This window comes from Teichococcus coralli (assembly GCF_009829925.1).
GTDB classification, from domain to species: domain Bacteria; phylum Pseudomonadota; class Alphaproteobacteria; order Acetobacterales; family Acetobacteraceae; genus Pseudoroseomonas; species Pseudoroseomonas coralli.
Genome location: NZ_SNVJ01000020.1, coordinates 58,285 through 73,783 on the forward strand (window position 1 = coordinate 58,285; position 15,499 = coordinate 73,783).

Consider the following 15,499-nt stretch of genomic DNA (forward strand, 5'->3'; position numbering starts at 1 on the left):
GCGGCCCGCACGGGGTGCGGGGCGGCCTGCCTCAAACACAGACACCGCGCGGGTCGCCTTATTCCCCGCGCGCCGCGAAAAAACCCCGTTCCCCGCCGCGCCCCCGTCTCAAACCGGCTCTCGGAGGCTGCGGCCCGCCATCTGCCGGCGAACCTCGTCGGCGAGCGGGTGCAGCGCGGTGGGCGCGATCGCGCCGACGAGGCTATAGCCGGCGCCGCCCGCCGCCCAGGTGAAGGATTCCATGCCGCCGCGGGAGCGGCCGGACATGGGCGTGTCGTCCTGCGCCGGCATGGTGCGGGCCAGCAGCACCAGCCGGGAGCCGCGGTCGTCGTCGTACATGAACAGCGCCGCCGGGCCCTGCGGCGTCGGCACCAGCCGGCCGCCCATCAGCCGATAGCCCGCGGCGGAAAGGTCCGGCACGGTGATCCGCCGCCCCAGGCGATCGGACATCCAGGACACCAGCTCCGCCTGGCTGGCGGCGCGCAGCTCCACCGGCCGCTGGCGATCGGGCGCATAGACGGCGTAGCTGTCCGCCGCCTGCTGCGCCAGGGCGGCGAGCCCCCTCGTCTCCGGCCGGGCGGCGTCGCGCAGCCACCAGCCGCCGGCGCCCCCCAGGCCCAGCAGCAGCACCGCCGCCGCGGCGGCGCGCCAGGGCAGCGGGCGGGCAGGCCAGCGCCGCTCGAGCAGGCGCGCCAGGTTCAGCTCCGGCGGCACCGGCTCGCTGGCGACCGGCGCCAATGCCTCGCGCAGCGCCGCGCGCTGGCGGCGATAGGCCTCGACGCGCGCCGCCTCCGCCGGATGCGCCGCCAGCCAGGCCTCCACCTCCGCCTGCCGCGCGGCGTCGAGCGCGAGGTCCACGAGCCCGTGCAGGTCGTCCTCGGTGATCGGGCGTCCGCTCATTTGATCCTCCGCAGATGCGCCGCCCCGGCGGCGCCATCCATCGCCAGCCGCAACCGCTCGCGGCCGCGCGCCAGGCGCGACATCACCGTGCCGATGGGGACGCCGAGCACGCGCGCCGCCTCGGCATAGGACAGGTCCTCGACCGAGACGAGCAGCAGCACGCTGCGCTGCTCCTCCGGCAGGCCGGCCAGGGCGCGCAGCAGGTCGCGGTGCCGCAGCCCCGCCTCCTGCGCCGGCGCCAGGCCGGGCGCGGCTTCCCCGGCGGCCTCCAGCGGCAGGTGCGGGCCGCGGCGCGCGGCTTGCCGCAGCCGGTTGGCCGCCAGGTTGTGCACGATGGCGAAGAGCCAGCTGCGCGCGTCGCCGTCCTGGCGGCGCTGGTGCCAGCGGCTGACGGCCCGCTCCAGCCCGTCCTGCACCAGGTCGTCGGCGGCGCTGCGGTCGCGCAGCAAAGCGCGGGCATAGCGCCGCAGCGACGGGATCAGCGGCTCGATCAGGCGCGCCATGTCGGTCACCGGCCGCTCCCTCCTCCGGCCCGCCCATCCCGCGACGATGCGCGGGCCGCCAGCGTCATGGCTGCTGCACCTGCACGGCCGGCGCGCCCTCGCCCGCTCCGCCCGGCAGGATGACGAGGTAGCGCCGCGGCGCCGCGCCACCCTCCTGCACGACCTGCCGGATCGGCCCCACCGCGTTGACGATGGCCGAGCCGGCGGGATTGCTCGTGAAGCCGGCCAGCGGCTCGCGCGCGCCGCCGCCGTCCGGCTCGGCGGCCAGCGCCAGCAGGTAGGGCTCGCGCGGCTCCAGCCCGGTCACGGAGGCCTGCAGCACCTGCGTCAGCCCCTGGTCGAACAGCGCGACGCTGGTCGCCTTCTCCTTGCCGCCCGGGGCGCCGAGGCTCAGCTGCGTCACCGCGCCGGCAAGGCCAAGCGGCTGCAGGCCGGCCTTTCCGTCGCCCTCCGGCACGGCGTCCGGAACATAGACGATGGCCTGGGGCGCCTGACCGACGGGGATGGTGGCGACGACCTGGTTGCGGGCGGTGTCGATCGCCGCCAGCGCGTCGGCATTCTCCAGCCCGACATAGATGCGGCTGCCGTCACCCGCGGGCCACAGCCCGTGCGGCAGCTTGCCGACCGGGATCGTGGCGACCTGCGAGAAGTCGTCGGTGCGGAACACCTTCACCTCGTTCAGCCCGCCGACGGTGACATAGGCGAAGGTGCCGCGCGGCGTGGCGGCGAAGTTGACGTGGTTGGTGATCGGGCCGGTCTCGAAGCTGCGCAGCAGGTTGAAGGGCGGCCGGGCGTTGAACGCCATCGCCTTGCCGACGTCCTTCAGCGTCAGCCAGACCTGGCTGCCGTCGGGGGTGGCCGCGATGTTGGGGCAGAAGGCCGTCTCCTGCCGCATGCGGCCGGCGATGCTGTGCTCCGCCACGGAGATCACCACCGTCTCCGAATTGAAGGAGGAGCAGACATAGCCGTATTGCCCGTCCGGCGAGAAGATCGTCATGCCCGGTCCGCCCGGCACCTTGATGCGCGCCTTTTCCGCATAGGTCGCGGCATCCAGAACCGCGACATAGTCCTCGCCGCGGATGGTGATCCAGACCTCCCCGCCGTCCGGGGTGAAGAAGGCCTCGTGCGGGGAGCGGCCGAGATAGGTGGTATGCTTCACCGCATTGGTGGCGGTGTCGATGAAGGTGACGGCGTTGCTGCCGATCGAGACCACGGCGAGCGTCCGGCGGTCCGGCGAGAAGCCCAGGCCGTGCACCAGCACCTGGCCGCGGTAGAGCGGGCTGAGGTTGCCCGGCTGCGGGTCGCCGAGCCGGATGACGCCGAGCAGCGCGTTGCTCGCCGGGTCGGTGACGGAGACGGTGTTGGAGAACTGCTCGGCCGCATAGACGCGGTCGCGGTGCGAGATCGGCACGTCCGGCGCGGCCGCGGCCCGCGGCGCCTGGCCCGCCACTGCTGGGGCCGGGGCCGGCGCCGCAGCCGCGAGGAGGCCGCCGGCCAGGCAGGCGGTGGCAAGAAGCGAGGCTTTCATGCAATTTTCCCTCAGCGTGCGGAGGTGACGGGTGGCGCCGCCGCGCCTGGCCGGGTCGGCGCGGGCATGGCGGACGGCAGCGGGTCGCCGAGCGCCAGCCGCATGGCGGCGATCTCCTGCTGCTGCGTGACGATGACCTCCTGCGCCAGGCGCAGCAGTTGCGGGTTGTCGCTGCCGTGGCGGAGCAGGGCGGTGGCCATGTCGATGGCGCCCTGGTGGTGCGGCACCATCATGGCCACGAAGTCGCGGTCCACATCGCCGCTCGGCGGGATGGCCATCGCCGCCATCATCCGCTCCATCGCGGCGGCGTTCTCGGCGAGAAAGGGCGCCTCGCCCGCCGGCGCGGCGCGATGGTGGCCCTCATGGGCGGATGCCGCGCCGGCACCGAGCAGCACGAGCAGCAGCAGGCGGGCCGGCGGGGCCGCGCGGGTCGGGAAGCGCATCACGGGTCCTTCGGCTGTGGCGCGAGGCGGGCGATGCGGAACAGACCCCCGGCGCGGCCGGATTATTCCCGTCCCGAGCGAAAAATTTCCGCCGCGAAGAATTCCCGCGGGCGGCGCGCCGTCCCGCGCCATGGTTGCCAGGCGCTTCGCGGGCCGGATACCATTCCCGCCCGGCAAGCGCGCGCCCCGGAGGCCGGGACGATGGCCCCTTGCCCGCAGCGAGGGAGTCCCGCCATGGCCGACGACCAGAACCGCCCATCACCATTCCCGCAGCACGGCGCGCTGACGCAGGGGGAGATCGACCAGCGCGTCTTCGACCTCTACGACGAGTACTGCCACGGCCGGATCGACCGGCGAACCTTTCTGCAACGCGCCGCCGCCGTCACCGCCGGCGGGATGGCCATGGCGCAGGCGCTGCTCCCCCGCTACGCGCAGGCACAGACGGTCTCCTTCGCCGACGAGCGCATCAAGGCCAGCTACGCCACCTATCCCTCGCCCGGCGGGAATTCCGGCGCCATGCGCGGCTATCTCGTGCGGCCGGCCGGGGCCGGCCCCTTTCCGGCCGTCCTTGTCATCCACGAGAACCGCGGCCTGAACCCCTACATCGAGGACGTGGCCCGGCGGCTCGCCGTGCAAGGCTTCCTGGCGCTGGCGCCGGACGGCCTCTTCCCCGCCGGCGGCTATCCCGGCAACGACGACGACGGGCGCGCCCTCCAGACGGGGCTCGACCAGGCCCGGCTGCGCACCGACATGCTCAACGGCGCCCGCTGGCTGAAGGCGCACGCGCTTTCCTCCGGCAAGCTCGGGATCACCGGCTTCTGCTGGGGCGGCAGCACGACCAACGCGCTCGCCGTGGCGCTCGGGCCGGACCTGCAGGCCGGCGTGCCGTTCTACGGCGCCGCCGCCGAGACCGCGGGCGTGCCATCCATCGAGGCGCCGCTGCAGCTCCATTATGCCGAGCACGACGCGCGCATCAACGCCATGTGGCCCGCCTTCGAGGCCGCCCTGAAGGCCAGCGGCGTGCCCCACGCGATGCACGTCTATCCCGGCACGCAGCACGGCTTTCACAACAACTCGACGCCACGCCACGACGAGGCGGCCGCCCGGCTGGCCTGGGAGCGGACAACCGCCTTCTTCCGGCACCACCTCGCCTGAGACGGCCGAAGCCCTCCTCGCCTCTCAGGATAATGTTACGATATTGCATCTTTTTTGGTTGTGACGCTGATCGGCCGCACGGAATAATCGCGCCAGCCCGCCCGCTCCGGCGGGGCGTCCCCAGCCCGGGCGCAGCTCCGGAACGGACGGCCATGCGGCCTCGCCTGGCGCGATCCGCCCGAACGACGGGCGGCAGCTTCGGCCGGCGCATCCCGGCGGCCGGCCGGACTCGGCTTGATGCGCTCGCGCCGGCATCCTGCACAGCGCGGAGGCAAGGGAGACTGATGGCGGTCAAGGAGCGGCATCCGGTCAGCGGAGGAAGCAGCGCGCGCCTGCCCGGCGGGACGGTGCGGCCCTGAGCGGGCGCTGAGGAACCCGGGGCGGCGCCGCCGGCTCCGGGATGGTGCGCAGCAGGCCGGGCAGGACGCCGGGCCCAGGCCAAGGAACCAGCCATGTACCAGCATCCTGGCGTTTATGTGGAGCATGTGCCGTCCGGCCTGCTGGCCGTGGAGACGGCATCCCCCTCGGTGGCCGCCTTCATCGGCCATCTCGGGCGCGGCGAGGCGGTCACCGCGCATACGGGCAAGCCGGTCTTCCTGTCCGACATGGCACTGTTCGCACTGCGGTTCGGGACGCTGGACGGCCGCGGCGGCGGCATCCGCGACAGGGGCGAGGCCCCCGATTGGTTCGGCCACGCCGTCACCGCCTTTTTCGCCAACGGCGGCAGGAAGGCCTATATCGTGCCCGTCGGCGATGCGGGGCCGGCGCGCTCCGCGAAGGCTTCCATCGCCGACCCGCGCGACGGCGCCGGCGCCTTCTACTTCGAGGCCGCCTCGCCCGGCGAATGGGCCAACGACCTTTTCGTGGCGCTGCGCCGCACGGCCGAGGACGACAACCCCCTGAAGGCCGAATACGAGTTGTCGGTCGGCTTCCTGCGGGACCCTGCCGCGCCGGCGAAGGGCGTGCTGGCCATCGAGCGGATCGGCGGCCTGGTGCTCGACCCGGCCAGCGGGCGCTATCTCGTCAGCCGCGTGCAGAACACCTCCACGCTGGTCCGGGTGGCGCGCAAGGCCATCGCCGGGGAAGAGGGCGGCGGCCGCCTCAAGGCCTTTCTCGGCGCGCCGGTGCCGGCGGTGGACCTCACCGGCCTTCCCGCCGACCCCAAGATGACGGTCACGGTGAACGGCAAGGCGGTGGAGGTCGCCGCGCCCGGCGGCGAGACCTCGCTGGCGGCCATCGCCCGGACCATCCGGGACCGCATCACCCGGCCGGAAAACGCCGCCGACGCCATCCCCGGCTTTTCCGCGCAGACCACGGCGGATGCGCGCCTGCTGCTCGTGCCGCCGGACAGCGGCAGCGACCCCGCGGTGACGGTCGCCGGCGGCGCGCTGGCGATGCGGCTCGGCCTTGATCCCACCGCCGCCATGGCCACGCCCGCCGCGGGCCTCGACTTCGCGACGCTGAAGGACAAGACCCTCGACATCCGGATAGGCGACGGGCCGCCCAAGACCATCACCCTGCCGGAGGGGCTGGCCGACCTGGCCGCCGTGGCGGCGAAGATCGAGGAACTGATGCATGCCGATGCGGGCGCCGTGCCGGAGTTCCGCGCGGCGGTGCAGAGCGGCAGGCTGGCCTTGCGCCGCGAGGGCGGCAGCGCCGCCAACGCCGTCACCGTGTCGGGCGGCAGCGCGGCCGGCGACCTCGGCCTCACCGATGCGGCAACCGCGACCGCCGCGCGGGCAACGGTGCTGGAGTACCCGCAGGTTTTCGACGCGGAAAGGAACGCGGCGCTCTCGCGCCTGGCGGGCGGCGCGGATTACGGCCTGCCGAAGCCTGCCGACTACCGCGACGCGCTGCACCGCCTGCGCGACCACCGCGACATCGGCATCCTGGTGCTGCCGGGCCAGCACTGGCACCCGGGCGGCGACAACAGCGCCATCGAGGCGGCGATCGACCATGCCGAGTTCATGCAGAACCGCCTGGTGCTCGTGGACCCGCCGAACCCGGCGGAGAATGCGCGGCTCGAATCGCCGAACGACGTGAAGCAGCTCGGCGCGCCGACCTCGCCCTACGCGGTACTCTACTATCCCTGGCTGACCGTGGCCAACCCGCATTACGACCCGGACACCGCGGCCAACCGGCCGAAGACCTTCGAGGTCGGGCCGGGCGCCTTCGCCGCCGGCATGTGGGCGCGCATCGATGCCGCGCGCGGGCCATGGAAGGCGCCCGCCGGGCTGGAGGCGGAGCTGCGCGGAACCCTTGGGCCGAACGTGCTGATCGGCAACGACCTGCAGGACAACCTGAACGAATGGGGCGTGAACTGCCTGCGCGCCATCATCGGTCCCACGGTGATCTGGGGCGCGCGCACACTGGCCACCAAGACCAAGCCGGAGTTCCGCTACATCTCGGTGCGCCGCACGCAGAGCATGATCGGCGAGAGCCTCTACAACGCGCTGCAGGCCATGGTCTTCGAGCCCAACGACCACCGCCTCTGGGCCAGCCTGCGCGCCGCCGGCACCAACTTCATGGAGGGTCTCTACCGCGCCGGCGCCTTCCAGGGCGAGAAGGCCTCCGATGCCTTCTATGTCCGCTGCGGCCTCGACGCCACGATGACGCAGGGCGACATCGATGCCGGCATCGTCCGGCTGGTGGTCGGTTTCGCGCCGCTGAAGCCGGCCGAGTTCGTCGTCGTGCAGATCCAGCAGATCGTCGGCCGCACGGCCTGACCGGACAGGAGGGAGAGGACCATGCCGGCTCCGATGTTTCCCGCCAACGCGCACCGCTACGACCCCTACCGGACCTTCAAGTTCCAGGTCGTGATCGGCGGCCGAACCGTCGCGGGCCTGTCCAAGATGGGCGCGCTGAAGCGCACCACCGAGGTGGTGAAGTGGCGCAGCGCCGGCGATCCCTCGAACCAGCGCGTGATCCCCGGCGGCAGCAGCTTCGAGGCCGTCTCGCTGGAGCAGGGCCTGAGCCAGGACCGCGTCTTCGAGGAATGGGCCAATGCCGTCAACAACGTCGCCGAGGGCGATGCGGGAATGAGCCTGCTGAACTACCGCCGCGAGGTGGTCATCAACGTGCTCGACCTGCAGGGCGGCACGCCGGTGCTCACCTATCGCCTGCGGCGGGCCTGGGTCTCGGAGTTCCAGGCGCTGCCGGAGTTCGACGCCAACAACATGAACACCATCGCCATCCAGTCCATCATGGTCCAGCACGAGGGGTTCGTGCGCGACCTCGGCGTGCAGGAGCGGGTGGAGAGCTGAGGCGCGGGGCCGCAGGAGGCGGAGCATGGACCGGCAGCCGAGCACCCATCCCGTCGCGCTTCCCGCCGTCGTCTGGCGCCCGGCCCTGGGCGCCTTCGAGCTGGCGGTCGCCGAGGCGGCGGCGGCGGCGGCACCGCGCCCGCAGCGTGCCACCGCGCTGCTCGACGCGCTGATCGAGGGGCTCGAGGGCGCGCCGATGACGCCGGCGCTCGCCCGATCGCTCTCCTGCGGCACGCGCGAATGGCTGCTCCGCCGCGCCGCGCTGCGCTTCCGGCCGGACCTCGCCTGGTTCGAGGCGGACTGCGACACCTGCGGCGCGGCCTACGACCTCTCGCTCGACCTGCGGGCCATGCCGCTGCGCGAGCCGGGCGCGGCTTTTCCCGTGGCCTCCGTGGAGACCAGCCTCGGCCGGCGCGGCTTCGAGGCGCCGAACGGCGGGCACGAGGAGGCGCTCGCCGAGGCCGCCGGCCCCGATCCCCGGCGCCGGCTGCTGGCGCTTTGCGGGCTTTCGCCCGAGGCGGAGACGGAGGCGCACCGCTTCACCGAGGCGGATTGCGAGCGCATCGACGCGGCGCTGGAGGAAATCTCTCCCGAGCTTGGCGAGGCGGTGGCCAGCACCTGCCCCTCCTGCGGCGGCGCGGCGGTCGCACGGGTGGACCCCTTCCGCTTCGGCTATCCGGCGCCGCGGGGCATCCTGCGCGAGGTCCATCTCCTGGCCAGCGCCTATGGGTGGTCGCAGGAGGCGATCCTGGCCATGCCGGCGGCGCGGCGGCACGACTATGCGGCGCTGATCGAGCGCGATCGCCAGGCGCGGCTCGGCCACCGGGGGATGGGCCTGCCATGAGCGCCAGCTTTCTGCGGCGCATCGCCATCCGCGCAGGGGTCCTGCCCTCCGCCGCGCCCAGCCTTGCGGCCAAGGGATTGGGCGGCGCCCCCGCCATGCGCACGGAACTGCCGGAAGAGGATGAGGCGCCAGAGGACCAGCGCTTGGACCAGCGCGTGGCCCAGCGCCTCGCCCGCGCTCCGGCGCCGCCGTCTGCCGAGGCGCCGCCCGAGGCAGAGGAGAAGGCGCCGGTGCAGCGCCTGCCGGCGCGGCGGCTTTCCACCGACCCTGACGCGGAGAAGGAGCGCGCGGAGGACGCGGAGCTTGGCCCCGTGATCCATCGCGCCGCGCCGGAGCCGCCGCAACCGCGTGACGAGGAGCCGACCCGCCGCGCCGCCGAGCCCGACCCCGCGACCCTGCGGCCGGAGGACGAACAGGTTCCCGATGCGCTGGCGCACGAGCCGCCGCCGCGGAACCTGCGTGCCCTGCGCCGCGCGGTGGCTCCGCCCGCGCCCGCGGCCTCCCCCTCCGCGCTCACGGCCCTGCCGCCCGCCGGCGCCGGTGCGACCATGCCAGCCGGCAGCGGGCCGTTCGCCGCGCCGGAAGCCGGACCTTCCACGGGCGACCCCCCCTTCGCGGCCGGGCCGGCCCTGCCGCCCCCGATGGAAAACTCCAGCTTGCCGCAGGCGCCGGCGGCGGAGCGTCCTTCGGTGTTCATCGAGCAGGTCGAGGTGATGATCCATGAACCCGCCGCGCCGGCGCGCGCCGCGACCGGCACCGACCGGCACCGGCTGATCCGCGCCCGCTACCTGGGGAGGCTGTGAGCCATGGCGGTCGCGGCCTCGTCGTTGTCGGTCGCGGTGCAGGGCATCGCCGACTATCTCGACACCGAGTTCGGCGAGGACGTGATCATCTCGATCGACACGCCCCTGCGCGCGCACGAACGGGCCAAGGACAGCGACAAGCACGTCCTCAACATCTTCGTCTACCGCATCGCGCCCTCCGGCTTTCACGCCGGCAGCGGCGCCGAGGAGCCGTTCTTCGTGCGGCTGCACACGCTCATCACCCCCTTTCCCGGCGACAAGAACAATCCGCCGGAGGATATCGAGCTGCGGGTGCTCGGCCACGCCATCCGGGTGCTGCAAAGCAATCCCGTGCTGCCGGCGGTCTTTCCCGGCGGTCCGGCGGGGGAAGGCGATTTCCGCAACGCGCCGCATCGCGACTACCGGCTGCGGGCGATCCTGCAGGCACCCTCCATGGAGGAGATCAACCACATCTGGACCACGCAGGGGGGCGAGCTCGCCTACCGGGTCTCGGCCGCCTACGAGTTCGCCCTCGTCCCGATCGAGCCGCTGGCCCTCCATGAGCCCGCAGGCCCGGTGCGCACGGCCATTCTCGACGTGGCGGGCAGCATGGCGGGGCGGGACCAGGCCTTCGTCATGCCCGGCCCGGACAGCCACCCCATCCCGCGCGCGGGCAGGAGCGGGGGGGCGCCGCCGACGGACTGGCTGCCGCTGCAGCTTCTCGCCGGGGATGCGGGCCTGACCAACCGCCGAAGCCTGCCGCCCGGCACCGGCCAGGCGGAGGTCGCGCTGGCCGGCCCGTCCGGCGAGAAGGTCGCCATCGAGGTGGCCTGGACGCGCGCGGATGCCAGCACCGACACGCAGCCGCCGCAGGTCTTCCGCCTCAGCACCGCCCGCATCGACGAGCCCGCCGCGCGCGTGACCATCACGCTCGACAACCCGGCGGCGGGCGACCGCGCGCGGCTGATGACCCGCCCGGCGGACGCCGCCGGGCAGCCGCTGCCGGAGGCGGCCCCTGCCAACATGCTCGAGATCCGGGTGGAGGGCGCATGACGAAGCCGCAGCCTCCCCTCCCGGCCCGAGGCCAGGGCATGCTGGACGCCGAATGGGCGCGGCTGGCGCTGCTGGTCACCCTCGCCGAAGCCTTGCGGACGGGCGACGCCCCCGCGGAGGACTTCACCACCCGCTTCGAAGCCATCGCCGCCGAGGTCGCGGCCCTTCGCGAGGCCGGCGGATGGGCGCCGCTGGCCGCGGAGGTGCCGCCCGAGGTGCTCGGCGGCTTCGTGCAGCTCGATCTCGACCTCCTGGCGCTGGCCCTGCTGCCGGAAGCGCAGCCCGCCCTGGCGCCCCGGCTGCAATCCCTGCAGCCGCAGGTCGGCGGCCCCTATCCCTGCCTCGCGACGCTGCAGGAACTGCTCTCGCTGGAGGGCGGCGAGGAGGTCTCGCGCCTCTTCGCCCGGCTCGACCCCACCGCGCCCCTGGTCGCCGGCGGCCTGCTGCGGGTGGAGGGGGAGGGGGCCTACCAGTGCATCCGCCCCACGCTGCGGGCCACCCGGGCGGTGCTGGGCCGGGCCACCGGCCTCGCGCCGCCGCCGGGCGCGCATCTCGCGCCGCCCGGCGGCCGCTTCGGGGACCTGGTGCTGCCGGAAGCCGCGCTCCGCTCGCTGCGCGACTATGTCGCCTGGATCCGCTTCGGCGAGCAGATCGCGGCCGGCTGGGGCGGGCGCCGCCTGGGCGGGCCGCTGGCGCTCTTCGCCGGCCCCTCCGGGACCGGCAAGAGCTTCGCCGCCGCGGTGGTCGCCGCCGAGCTGGGCCGCGCCTGCGGCGTGCCCTGGGCGCTCTACACGCTCGACCTCGGCCGCATCATGTCGAAGTACATCGGCGAGACCGAGCAGAACGTGAACGCGCTGCTCGACGCGCTGGAGGGGCGCCGCGCCGTGCTGCAGATCGACGAGGCGGACGGGCTGCTCGGCAAGCGCGGCGAGATCTCCGACGCGCGCGACCGCTACGCCAACCTGGAGGTGTCGCACCTCCTGTCGCGCTTCGAGCGGCATGCGGGACCGGTGATCCTCACCACCAACCTCCGCACCAACATCGACTCCGCCTTTCTGCGCCGCTTCCAGATCGTGGTGGACTTCCCGCCGCCCGATGCCGCGGCCCGCGCGCAGCTCTGGGCCGCCCTGCTGCCGCCGAACGCGCCCCGCGCCGCCGGGCTCGACGCCGCCGCGCTGGCGCAGGCGGCGCGGCTCTCCGGCGGGGCGATCCACAACGCCGCCTGGTATGCCGCCGTCATCGCCGCCGAGGAGGAGGCCGCCATCGCGCCGCGCCATGTCGCCCGCGCGGTCTGGGCCGAGCTGCGCAAGGACAACCGCCAGGTCCGGCGCTCCGAGCTCGGCTTCCTCGCCGACCACCTGGAGGGCGTGCCGTCATGAGGATCCGCCGCCTGCGCCTGGTGCTGCCCGCCCGCCTCGCCCCGACCGCCACGCAGGATGCGCGCCGCATCGCGGAGGCGGCCGGCGCGGCACTCGCCGGGGCCGAGGCGCCGCCCGGCCGGATCGCCGTCACCCTGCCCGGGCTTGGCCGCCCCGCCGCCGCGCTGGCGGCCGATGCGGGCGGGCGCCTCGGCGCGGCGGCGGCCGGGAAGGAGAAGGGGAAGGGGAAGGGGAGGCCATAGCCGTGTCCGGACCGACCAAGGGCCTGCTCTTCGAATACGGCTTCTCGGTGCCGCCGCTGGCGCTGGTCTTCCAGTTCAACCCGCAGCAGATCTCGCGCAGCCGCACCGTCACCATCAAGACGGGCAACGCGCCCGGCTCGCGCGGCGGCTACGACTTCATGACGCCGCTCGACACGCCGCGCGTGGCGCAGGGCGTCGAGCTGCAGGCCGAGAGCTTCTCCATCGACATCCTGCTCGATGCCACGGACAAGATGAACGCGGGCGACCCGGTCGCCGGCCGCTTCGGCGTGCAGCCGCAGATCGACACGCTGCGCTCGATGGTGGAGCCGAAGGCGCAGGGGCCGGCGGGGCTGCAGATCCTCGCCAGCCTCGATGTCGGCGGGGCGCGGGCCTTCCAGCGGCAGGAGACCGCCTCCGTGCTGGTCTTCGGCTGGGGCCAGCAGGTGCTTCCGGTCTTCCTGACAGGCGTGGCGCAGAAGGAGGTGATGCACCTGCCGAACCTGCTGCCCTTCCGCGCGGAGATGAACCTCACCATGCAGGTGATCGAATCGCAGAACCCCTTCTTCACCGCCGACAAGCTGCGCCAGACGGCGATGAGCGCGCTGAACGCGGCGGGGGCATAGGAGGCGCGCCATGGCCATCCTCAAGGGCTCCTTCTACGAGGCGGTGCCGGTCTTCGAGGCGGAGGCGGCCGAGCCGCGCGCCTTCCGCGGCCTGCGCGCCCGCCCGCCGGAGCGGCCGGAGCCGGTGCTGGAGCACAGCGTCGCGCTGCGGCAGCGCCTCGACGCCCTGGCGCACCACTACTACGCCGACAGCCGCGCCTGGCGCCGCATCGCCGACACCAACCCCGAGGCCCTCTTCGCCGAGGACCTGCTCTTCGACCCCGAGCCGCCGCCGGGCGCCCCCGACGCGAACGGGCGCGAGCGGCTCGGCGAGATCATCCTCATCCCGCGCCGCCGGGAGGTCTCGTGATGGGGCTTCTTTCCGGCCTGCTCGATGCCGGCTTCCGCCATCCCGCCTCCTGCGTGATCGAGGTGGGGTCCGGGCGGGAAAGCATCGGCGCCATCGCCGACCTCGTGCTGTCGCTGGAGCTTTCTGTCAGCCGGGCCGAGGCGGCCACCGGCACGCTGGTCATCGAGGACCGGCGCGGCACGGACGGGCGCTGGACGGTGGCTGACAGCGGCCTGTTCGCCCGCTGGCAGCCGGTGCGCGTTTCCGCCGACTTCCGCACGCGGGCGGAGGAGATCTTCCGCGGCTACATGGTGCAGCTCAAGCCGAACTACCCGCCGAACGGCGGCGAGGCGCGCATCGAGATCGCCCTGCAGGACGAGAGCGCGGCGCTGGACCGCGAGCACATCCGGCGCGTCTGGGGCGATGACGGCCCGATCAGCGACAGGGCAATCCTGGCGGAGCTGCTGAAGCCGGCGGGCCTCCGCCTCGCGCGCGGCTCGGGCGAGGGCAAGGCGAGCCGCTCCCTCGCGCAGGACGCCACGGCGATCCAGTTCATCCGCGAGCGCGCGCGCGCCAGCGGCTACGAGCTGATCTTCGCCGGGGGGGAGGTTTATTTCGGGCCGCTCCGCTTCGAGGGGCAGCCGCAGCCGCCGATCCTCGTCTATGCCGGCAAGGCGACCAACTGCCTGAGCTTCTCGGTGGCCGATGACGGGCAGAGGCCGGACGCCGTGCGCTTCGACGCCGCCCCGCGCGAGGAGGGCGCCGAGGCCCGCTCCGTCACCCTCACGCCCAACCTGCCGCTGCTCGGCACGACGCCGGTGGCCCGGGAGGGCGGCGGCACCGGCATTCCCTCGGTCTGGCGGATGTCGAAGGAGGGCGACGAGACCGAGGAGGAGATGCGCGCGCGGGCGCAGGCCCTGGCCAACGACAACAGCCTGAAGCTGCAGGGCACGGGCGAGCTGGACGGCGCGATCTACGGCCACGTGCTCGGCGTCGGGCGGCTTGTCGGCATCGACGGCGTCGGGCCGCGCTATGGCGGCCTCTGGTACGTGGACAAGGTTTCCCATGCCTTCAGCCCGGAGGGCTACCGGCAGACCTTCGAGGTGCTGCGCAACGCGACCGGGGAATCCGCCGCCCCCGGCGGGGCGCTTTCCGCCGCGGCGTCCGCCCTGTCCGGCCTGTTCTGAGGGAGAGCCGCGATGGACAAGGACATGGACCTCTTCGAGCGCACGGTCCGGCAGCAGCAGACGAAGTACTGGGGCAAGTACCGCGCCTTCGTCGCCGACAACCGCGATCCGCAGAAGCGCGGCCGCTGCCGGCTGACCATTCCCGGCGTGCTCGGCGAGGCGATCTCCGACTGGGCCTTGCCCTGCCTGCCCTTCGGCGGGGCGGCGGGGCTCGGCTTCGTCGCCGTGCCGCCGAAGGATGCCCAGGTGGTGGCCGAGTTCCTGGAGGGGGATGCCTCGGCGCCGATGTGGACCGGCACCTTCTGGCGCGAGGGGCAGGCGGCGCCGGAGGCCTTCACCGCGGGCGAGGCGCCGAGCGCGAAGGTGCTGCGCAGCGACAGTGGCCACCAGCTCGTCCTGGAGGACAAGGAGGGCGCCGAGGCGCTGTCCCTGCAAAGCAAGGCGGAGGCGAAGGTCGAGCTGGACGCCGAAGGCTCCCTGCTGCTCACGGACAGCGCCGGCGCCAAGGTGCTGCTCGACGCGCGCGCCGGCGAGATCCATGTGGAGGACGCCAACGGCAACGCGCTGGTGCTGTCGAGCAGCGGCATCGTCGCGAAGGATGCCGCCGGCAACGAGATCTCCACATCGGCGGGCGGCGTCACCATCAAGGGCGCGACGGTCACCATCGAGGGCTCGTCCGTCTCGGTGGGCGGCGCGGGCGGCGAGCCCCTGCTGCGCGGGCAATCCTTCATGGCGCTGTTCAACGCGCATGTGCACAACTGTACCGCGCCCGGCACCCCCTCCGGCCCGCCGGCCATTCCGCTGACGGCCGCCATCCTGACGGCAAAGGCGAACGCGACATGAGCGGCACCAGCGGGGCGCGGCTGCCGCGCGCGCGCTACATGAGCTTCCCCTTCCGCATGACGCCGGATGGCGCCGCCGTCTCGAACCGCCTCGACCATATCCGCGAGCAGGTCGAGCAGGTGCTCTTCACCAGCCCCGGCGAGCGGGTGTTCCGGCCGGAATTCGGCTTCGGCGCGCAGCGCCATGTCTTCGAGCCCAATGCGGCGCCGCTCTGGGCCGCGGCGCAGAACCAGCTCTACGCGTCGCTGGCCGAGGCGCTGGCCGGGGAGGTCGATCCCCGCAGCATCCGCATCGAGGCGGGCGCCGCGCCCGGCGCGCCGGAACGCCTGCTGCTGCAGATCTCCTACGTCATCGCCGCGCTGCAGAAGGAGGAAAGCCACAGCTTCGAAATCTGAGCCGCCATTCCCTTCAGCCCGGAGCCCGCCA

General features: G+C 73.6%; 17 protein-coding genes. 13 read left to right on the forward strand and 4 right to left on the reverse strand.

Annotated elements, in window-relative coordinates:
- Window positions 1-108 precede the first annotated feature (108 nt).
- From E0493_RS18600 to E0493_RS18615, 4 genes are all read right to left on the reverse strand, one after another.
- The gene (locus tag E0493_RS18600) at window positions 109-900 is read right to left on the reverse strand and encodes an anti-sigma factor family protein (protein WP_160938758.1); all 792 of its coding nucleotides are present in this window, start codon (window positions 898-900) and stop codon (window positions 109-111) included.
- Entirely contained in the window at window positions 897-1,403 is a 507-nt protein-coding gene (locus E0493_RS18605) for an RNA polymerase sigma factor (protein ID WP_160938790.1), read from the reverse strand. The genes E0493_RS18600 and E0493_RS18605 overlap by 4 nt, the downstream gene beginning before the upstream one ends.
- A gap of 64 nt (window positions 1,404-1,467) precedes the next feature.
- Complete coding sequence (locus tag E0493_RS18610; protein WP_160938759.1) at window positions 1,468-2,931, reverse strand: YncE family protein; 1,464 nt, start codon at window positions 2,929-2,931, stop codon at window positions 1,468-1,470.
- Window positions 2,932-2,942: 11 nt separating this feature from the next.
- Window positions 2,943-3,374 (reverse strand): DUF305 domain-containing protein, encoded by a 432-nt coding sequence (locus tag E0493_RS18615; RefSeq protein WP_160938760.1) that lies wholly within the window; start codon window positions 3,372-3,374, stop codon window positions 2,943-2,945.
- 234 nt (window positions 3,375-3,608) lie between these two features.
- On the opposite strand from E0493_RS18615, the gene E0493_RS18620 reads away from it, so the two are divergent.
- The 13 genes from E0493_RS18620 (at window position 3,609) to E0493_RS18680 (ending at window position 15,468) form a co-directional block, all read left to right on the forward strand.
- Window positions 3,609-4,529, forward strand: a complete 921-nt coding sequence (locus tag E0493_RS18620; RefSeq protein ID WP_160938761.1) for a dienelactone hydrolase family protein — start codon at window positions 3,609-3,611, stop codon at window positions 4,527-4,529.
- 452 nt (window positions 4,530-4,981) lie between these two features.
- The gene (locus E0493_RS18625) at window positions 4,982-7,255 is read left to right on the forward strand and encodes a phage tail sheath family protein (RefSeq protein WP_160938762.1); all 2,274 of its coding nucleotides are present in this window, start codon (window positions 4,982-4,984) and stop codon (window positions 7,253-7,255) included.
- A 21-nt stretch (window positions 7,256-7,276) separates the two neighbouring features.
- Complete coding sequence (locus E0493_RS18630) at window positions 7,277-7,792, forward strand: phage tail protein (RefSeq protein ID WP_160938763.1); 516 nt, start codon at window positions 7,277-7,279, stop codon at window positions 7,790-7,792.
- A gap of 25 nt (window positions 7,793-7,817) precedes the next feature.
- The gene (locus tag E0493_RS18635; RefSeq protein ID WP_160938764.1) at window positions 7,818-8,636 is read left to right on the forward strand and encodes a hypothetical protein; all 819 of its coding nucleotides are present in this window, start codon (window positions 7,818-7,820) and stop codon (window positions 8,634-8,636) included.
- The gene (locus E0493_RS18640; RefSeq protein ID WP_160938765.1) at window positions 8,633-9,439 is read left to right on the forward strand and encodes a hypothetical protein; all 807 of its coding nucleotides are present in this window, start codon (window positions 8,633-8,635) and stop codon (window positions 9,437-9,439) included. The genes E0493_RS18635 and E0493_RS18640 overlap by 4 nt, the downstream gene beginning before the upstream one ends.
- A 3-nt stretch (window positions 9,440-9,442) precedes the next feature.
- Window positions 9,443-10,471, forward strand: coding sequence for a DUF4255 domain-containing protein (locus E0493_RS18645; RefSeq protein ID WP_160938766.1), 1,029 nt, complete (start codon window positions 9,443-9,445; stop codon window positions 10,469-10,471).
- Window positions 10,468-11,850 carry an ATP-binding protein gene (locus E0493_RS18650; protein ID WP_160938767.1) on the forward strand — a complete coding sequence of 461 codons (1,383 nt, stop codon included), beginning with the start codon at window positions 10,468-10,470 and terminating at the stop codon, window positions 11,848-11,850. Before E0493_RS18645 ends, E0493_RS18650 begins: the two co-directional genes overlap by 4 nt.
- On the forward strand, window positions 11,847-12,092 hold the full coding sequence (locus E0493_RS18655; RefSeq protein WP_160938768.1) for a hypothetical protein: 246 nt from the start codon (window positions 11,847-11,849) through the stop codon (window positions 12,090-12,092). The genes E0493_RS18650 and E0493_RS18655 overlap by 4 nt, the downstream gene beginning before the upstream one ends.
- Before the next feature lie 2 nt (window positions 12,093-12,094).
- Window positions 12,095-12,715: a hypothetical protein gene (locus E0493_RS18660; protein WP_160938769.1), complete on the forward strand. Its 621-nt coding sequence runs from the start codon at window positions 12,095-12,097 to the stop codon at window positions 12,713-12,715.
- 10 nt (window positions 12,716-12,725) lie between these two features.
- Entirely contained in the window at window positions 12,726-13,064 is a 339-nt protein-coding gene (locus E0493_RS18665) for a hypothetical protein (protein WP_160938770.1), read from the forward strand.
- A complete protein-coding gene (locus E0493_RS18670) occupies window positions 13,064-14,230 on the forward strand; it encodes a phage late control D family protein (RefSeq protein WP_160938771.1) in 1,167 nt (388 codons plus the stop codon). The genes E0493_RS18665 and E0493_RS18670 overlap by 1 nt, the downstream gene beginning before the upstream one ends.
- 12 nt (window positions 14,231-14,242) lie before the next feature.
- Complete coding sequence (locus E0493_RS18675; protein WP_160938772.1) at window positions 14,243-15,073, forward strand: phage baseplate assembly protein V; 831 nt, start codon at window positions 14,243-14,245, stop codon at window positions 15,071-15,073.
- The gene (locus E0493_RS18680) at window positions 15,070-15,468 is read left to right on the forward strand and encodes a GPW/gp25 family protein (RefSeq protein ID WP_160938773.1); all 399 of its coding nucleotides are present in this window, start codon (window positions 15,070-15,072) and stop codon (window positions 15,466-15,468) included. The genes E0493_RS18675 and E0493_RS18680 overlap by 4 nt, the downstream gene beginning before the upstream one ends.
- The last annotated feature ends 31 nt before the right edge of the window (window positions 15,469-15,499 follow it).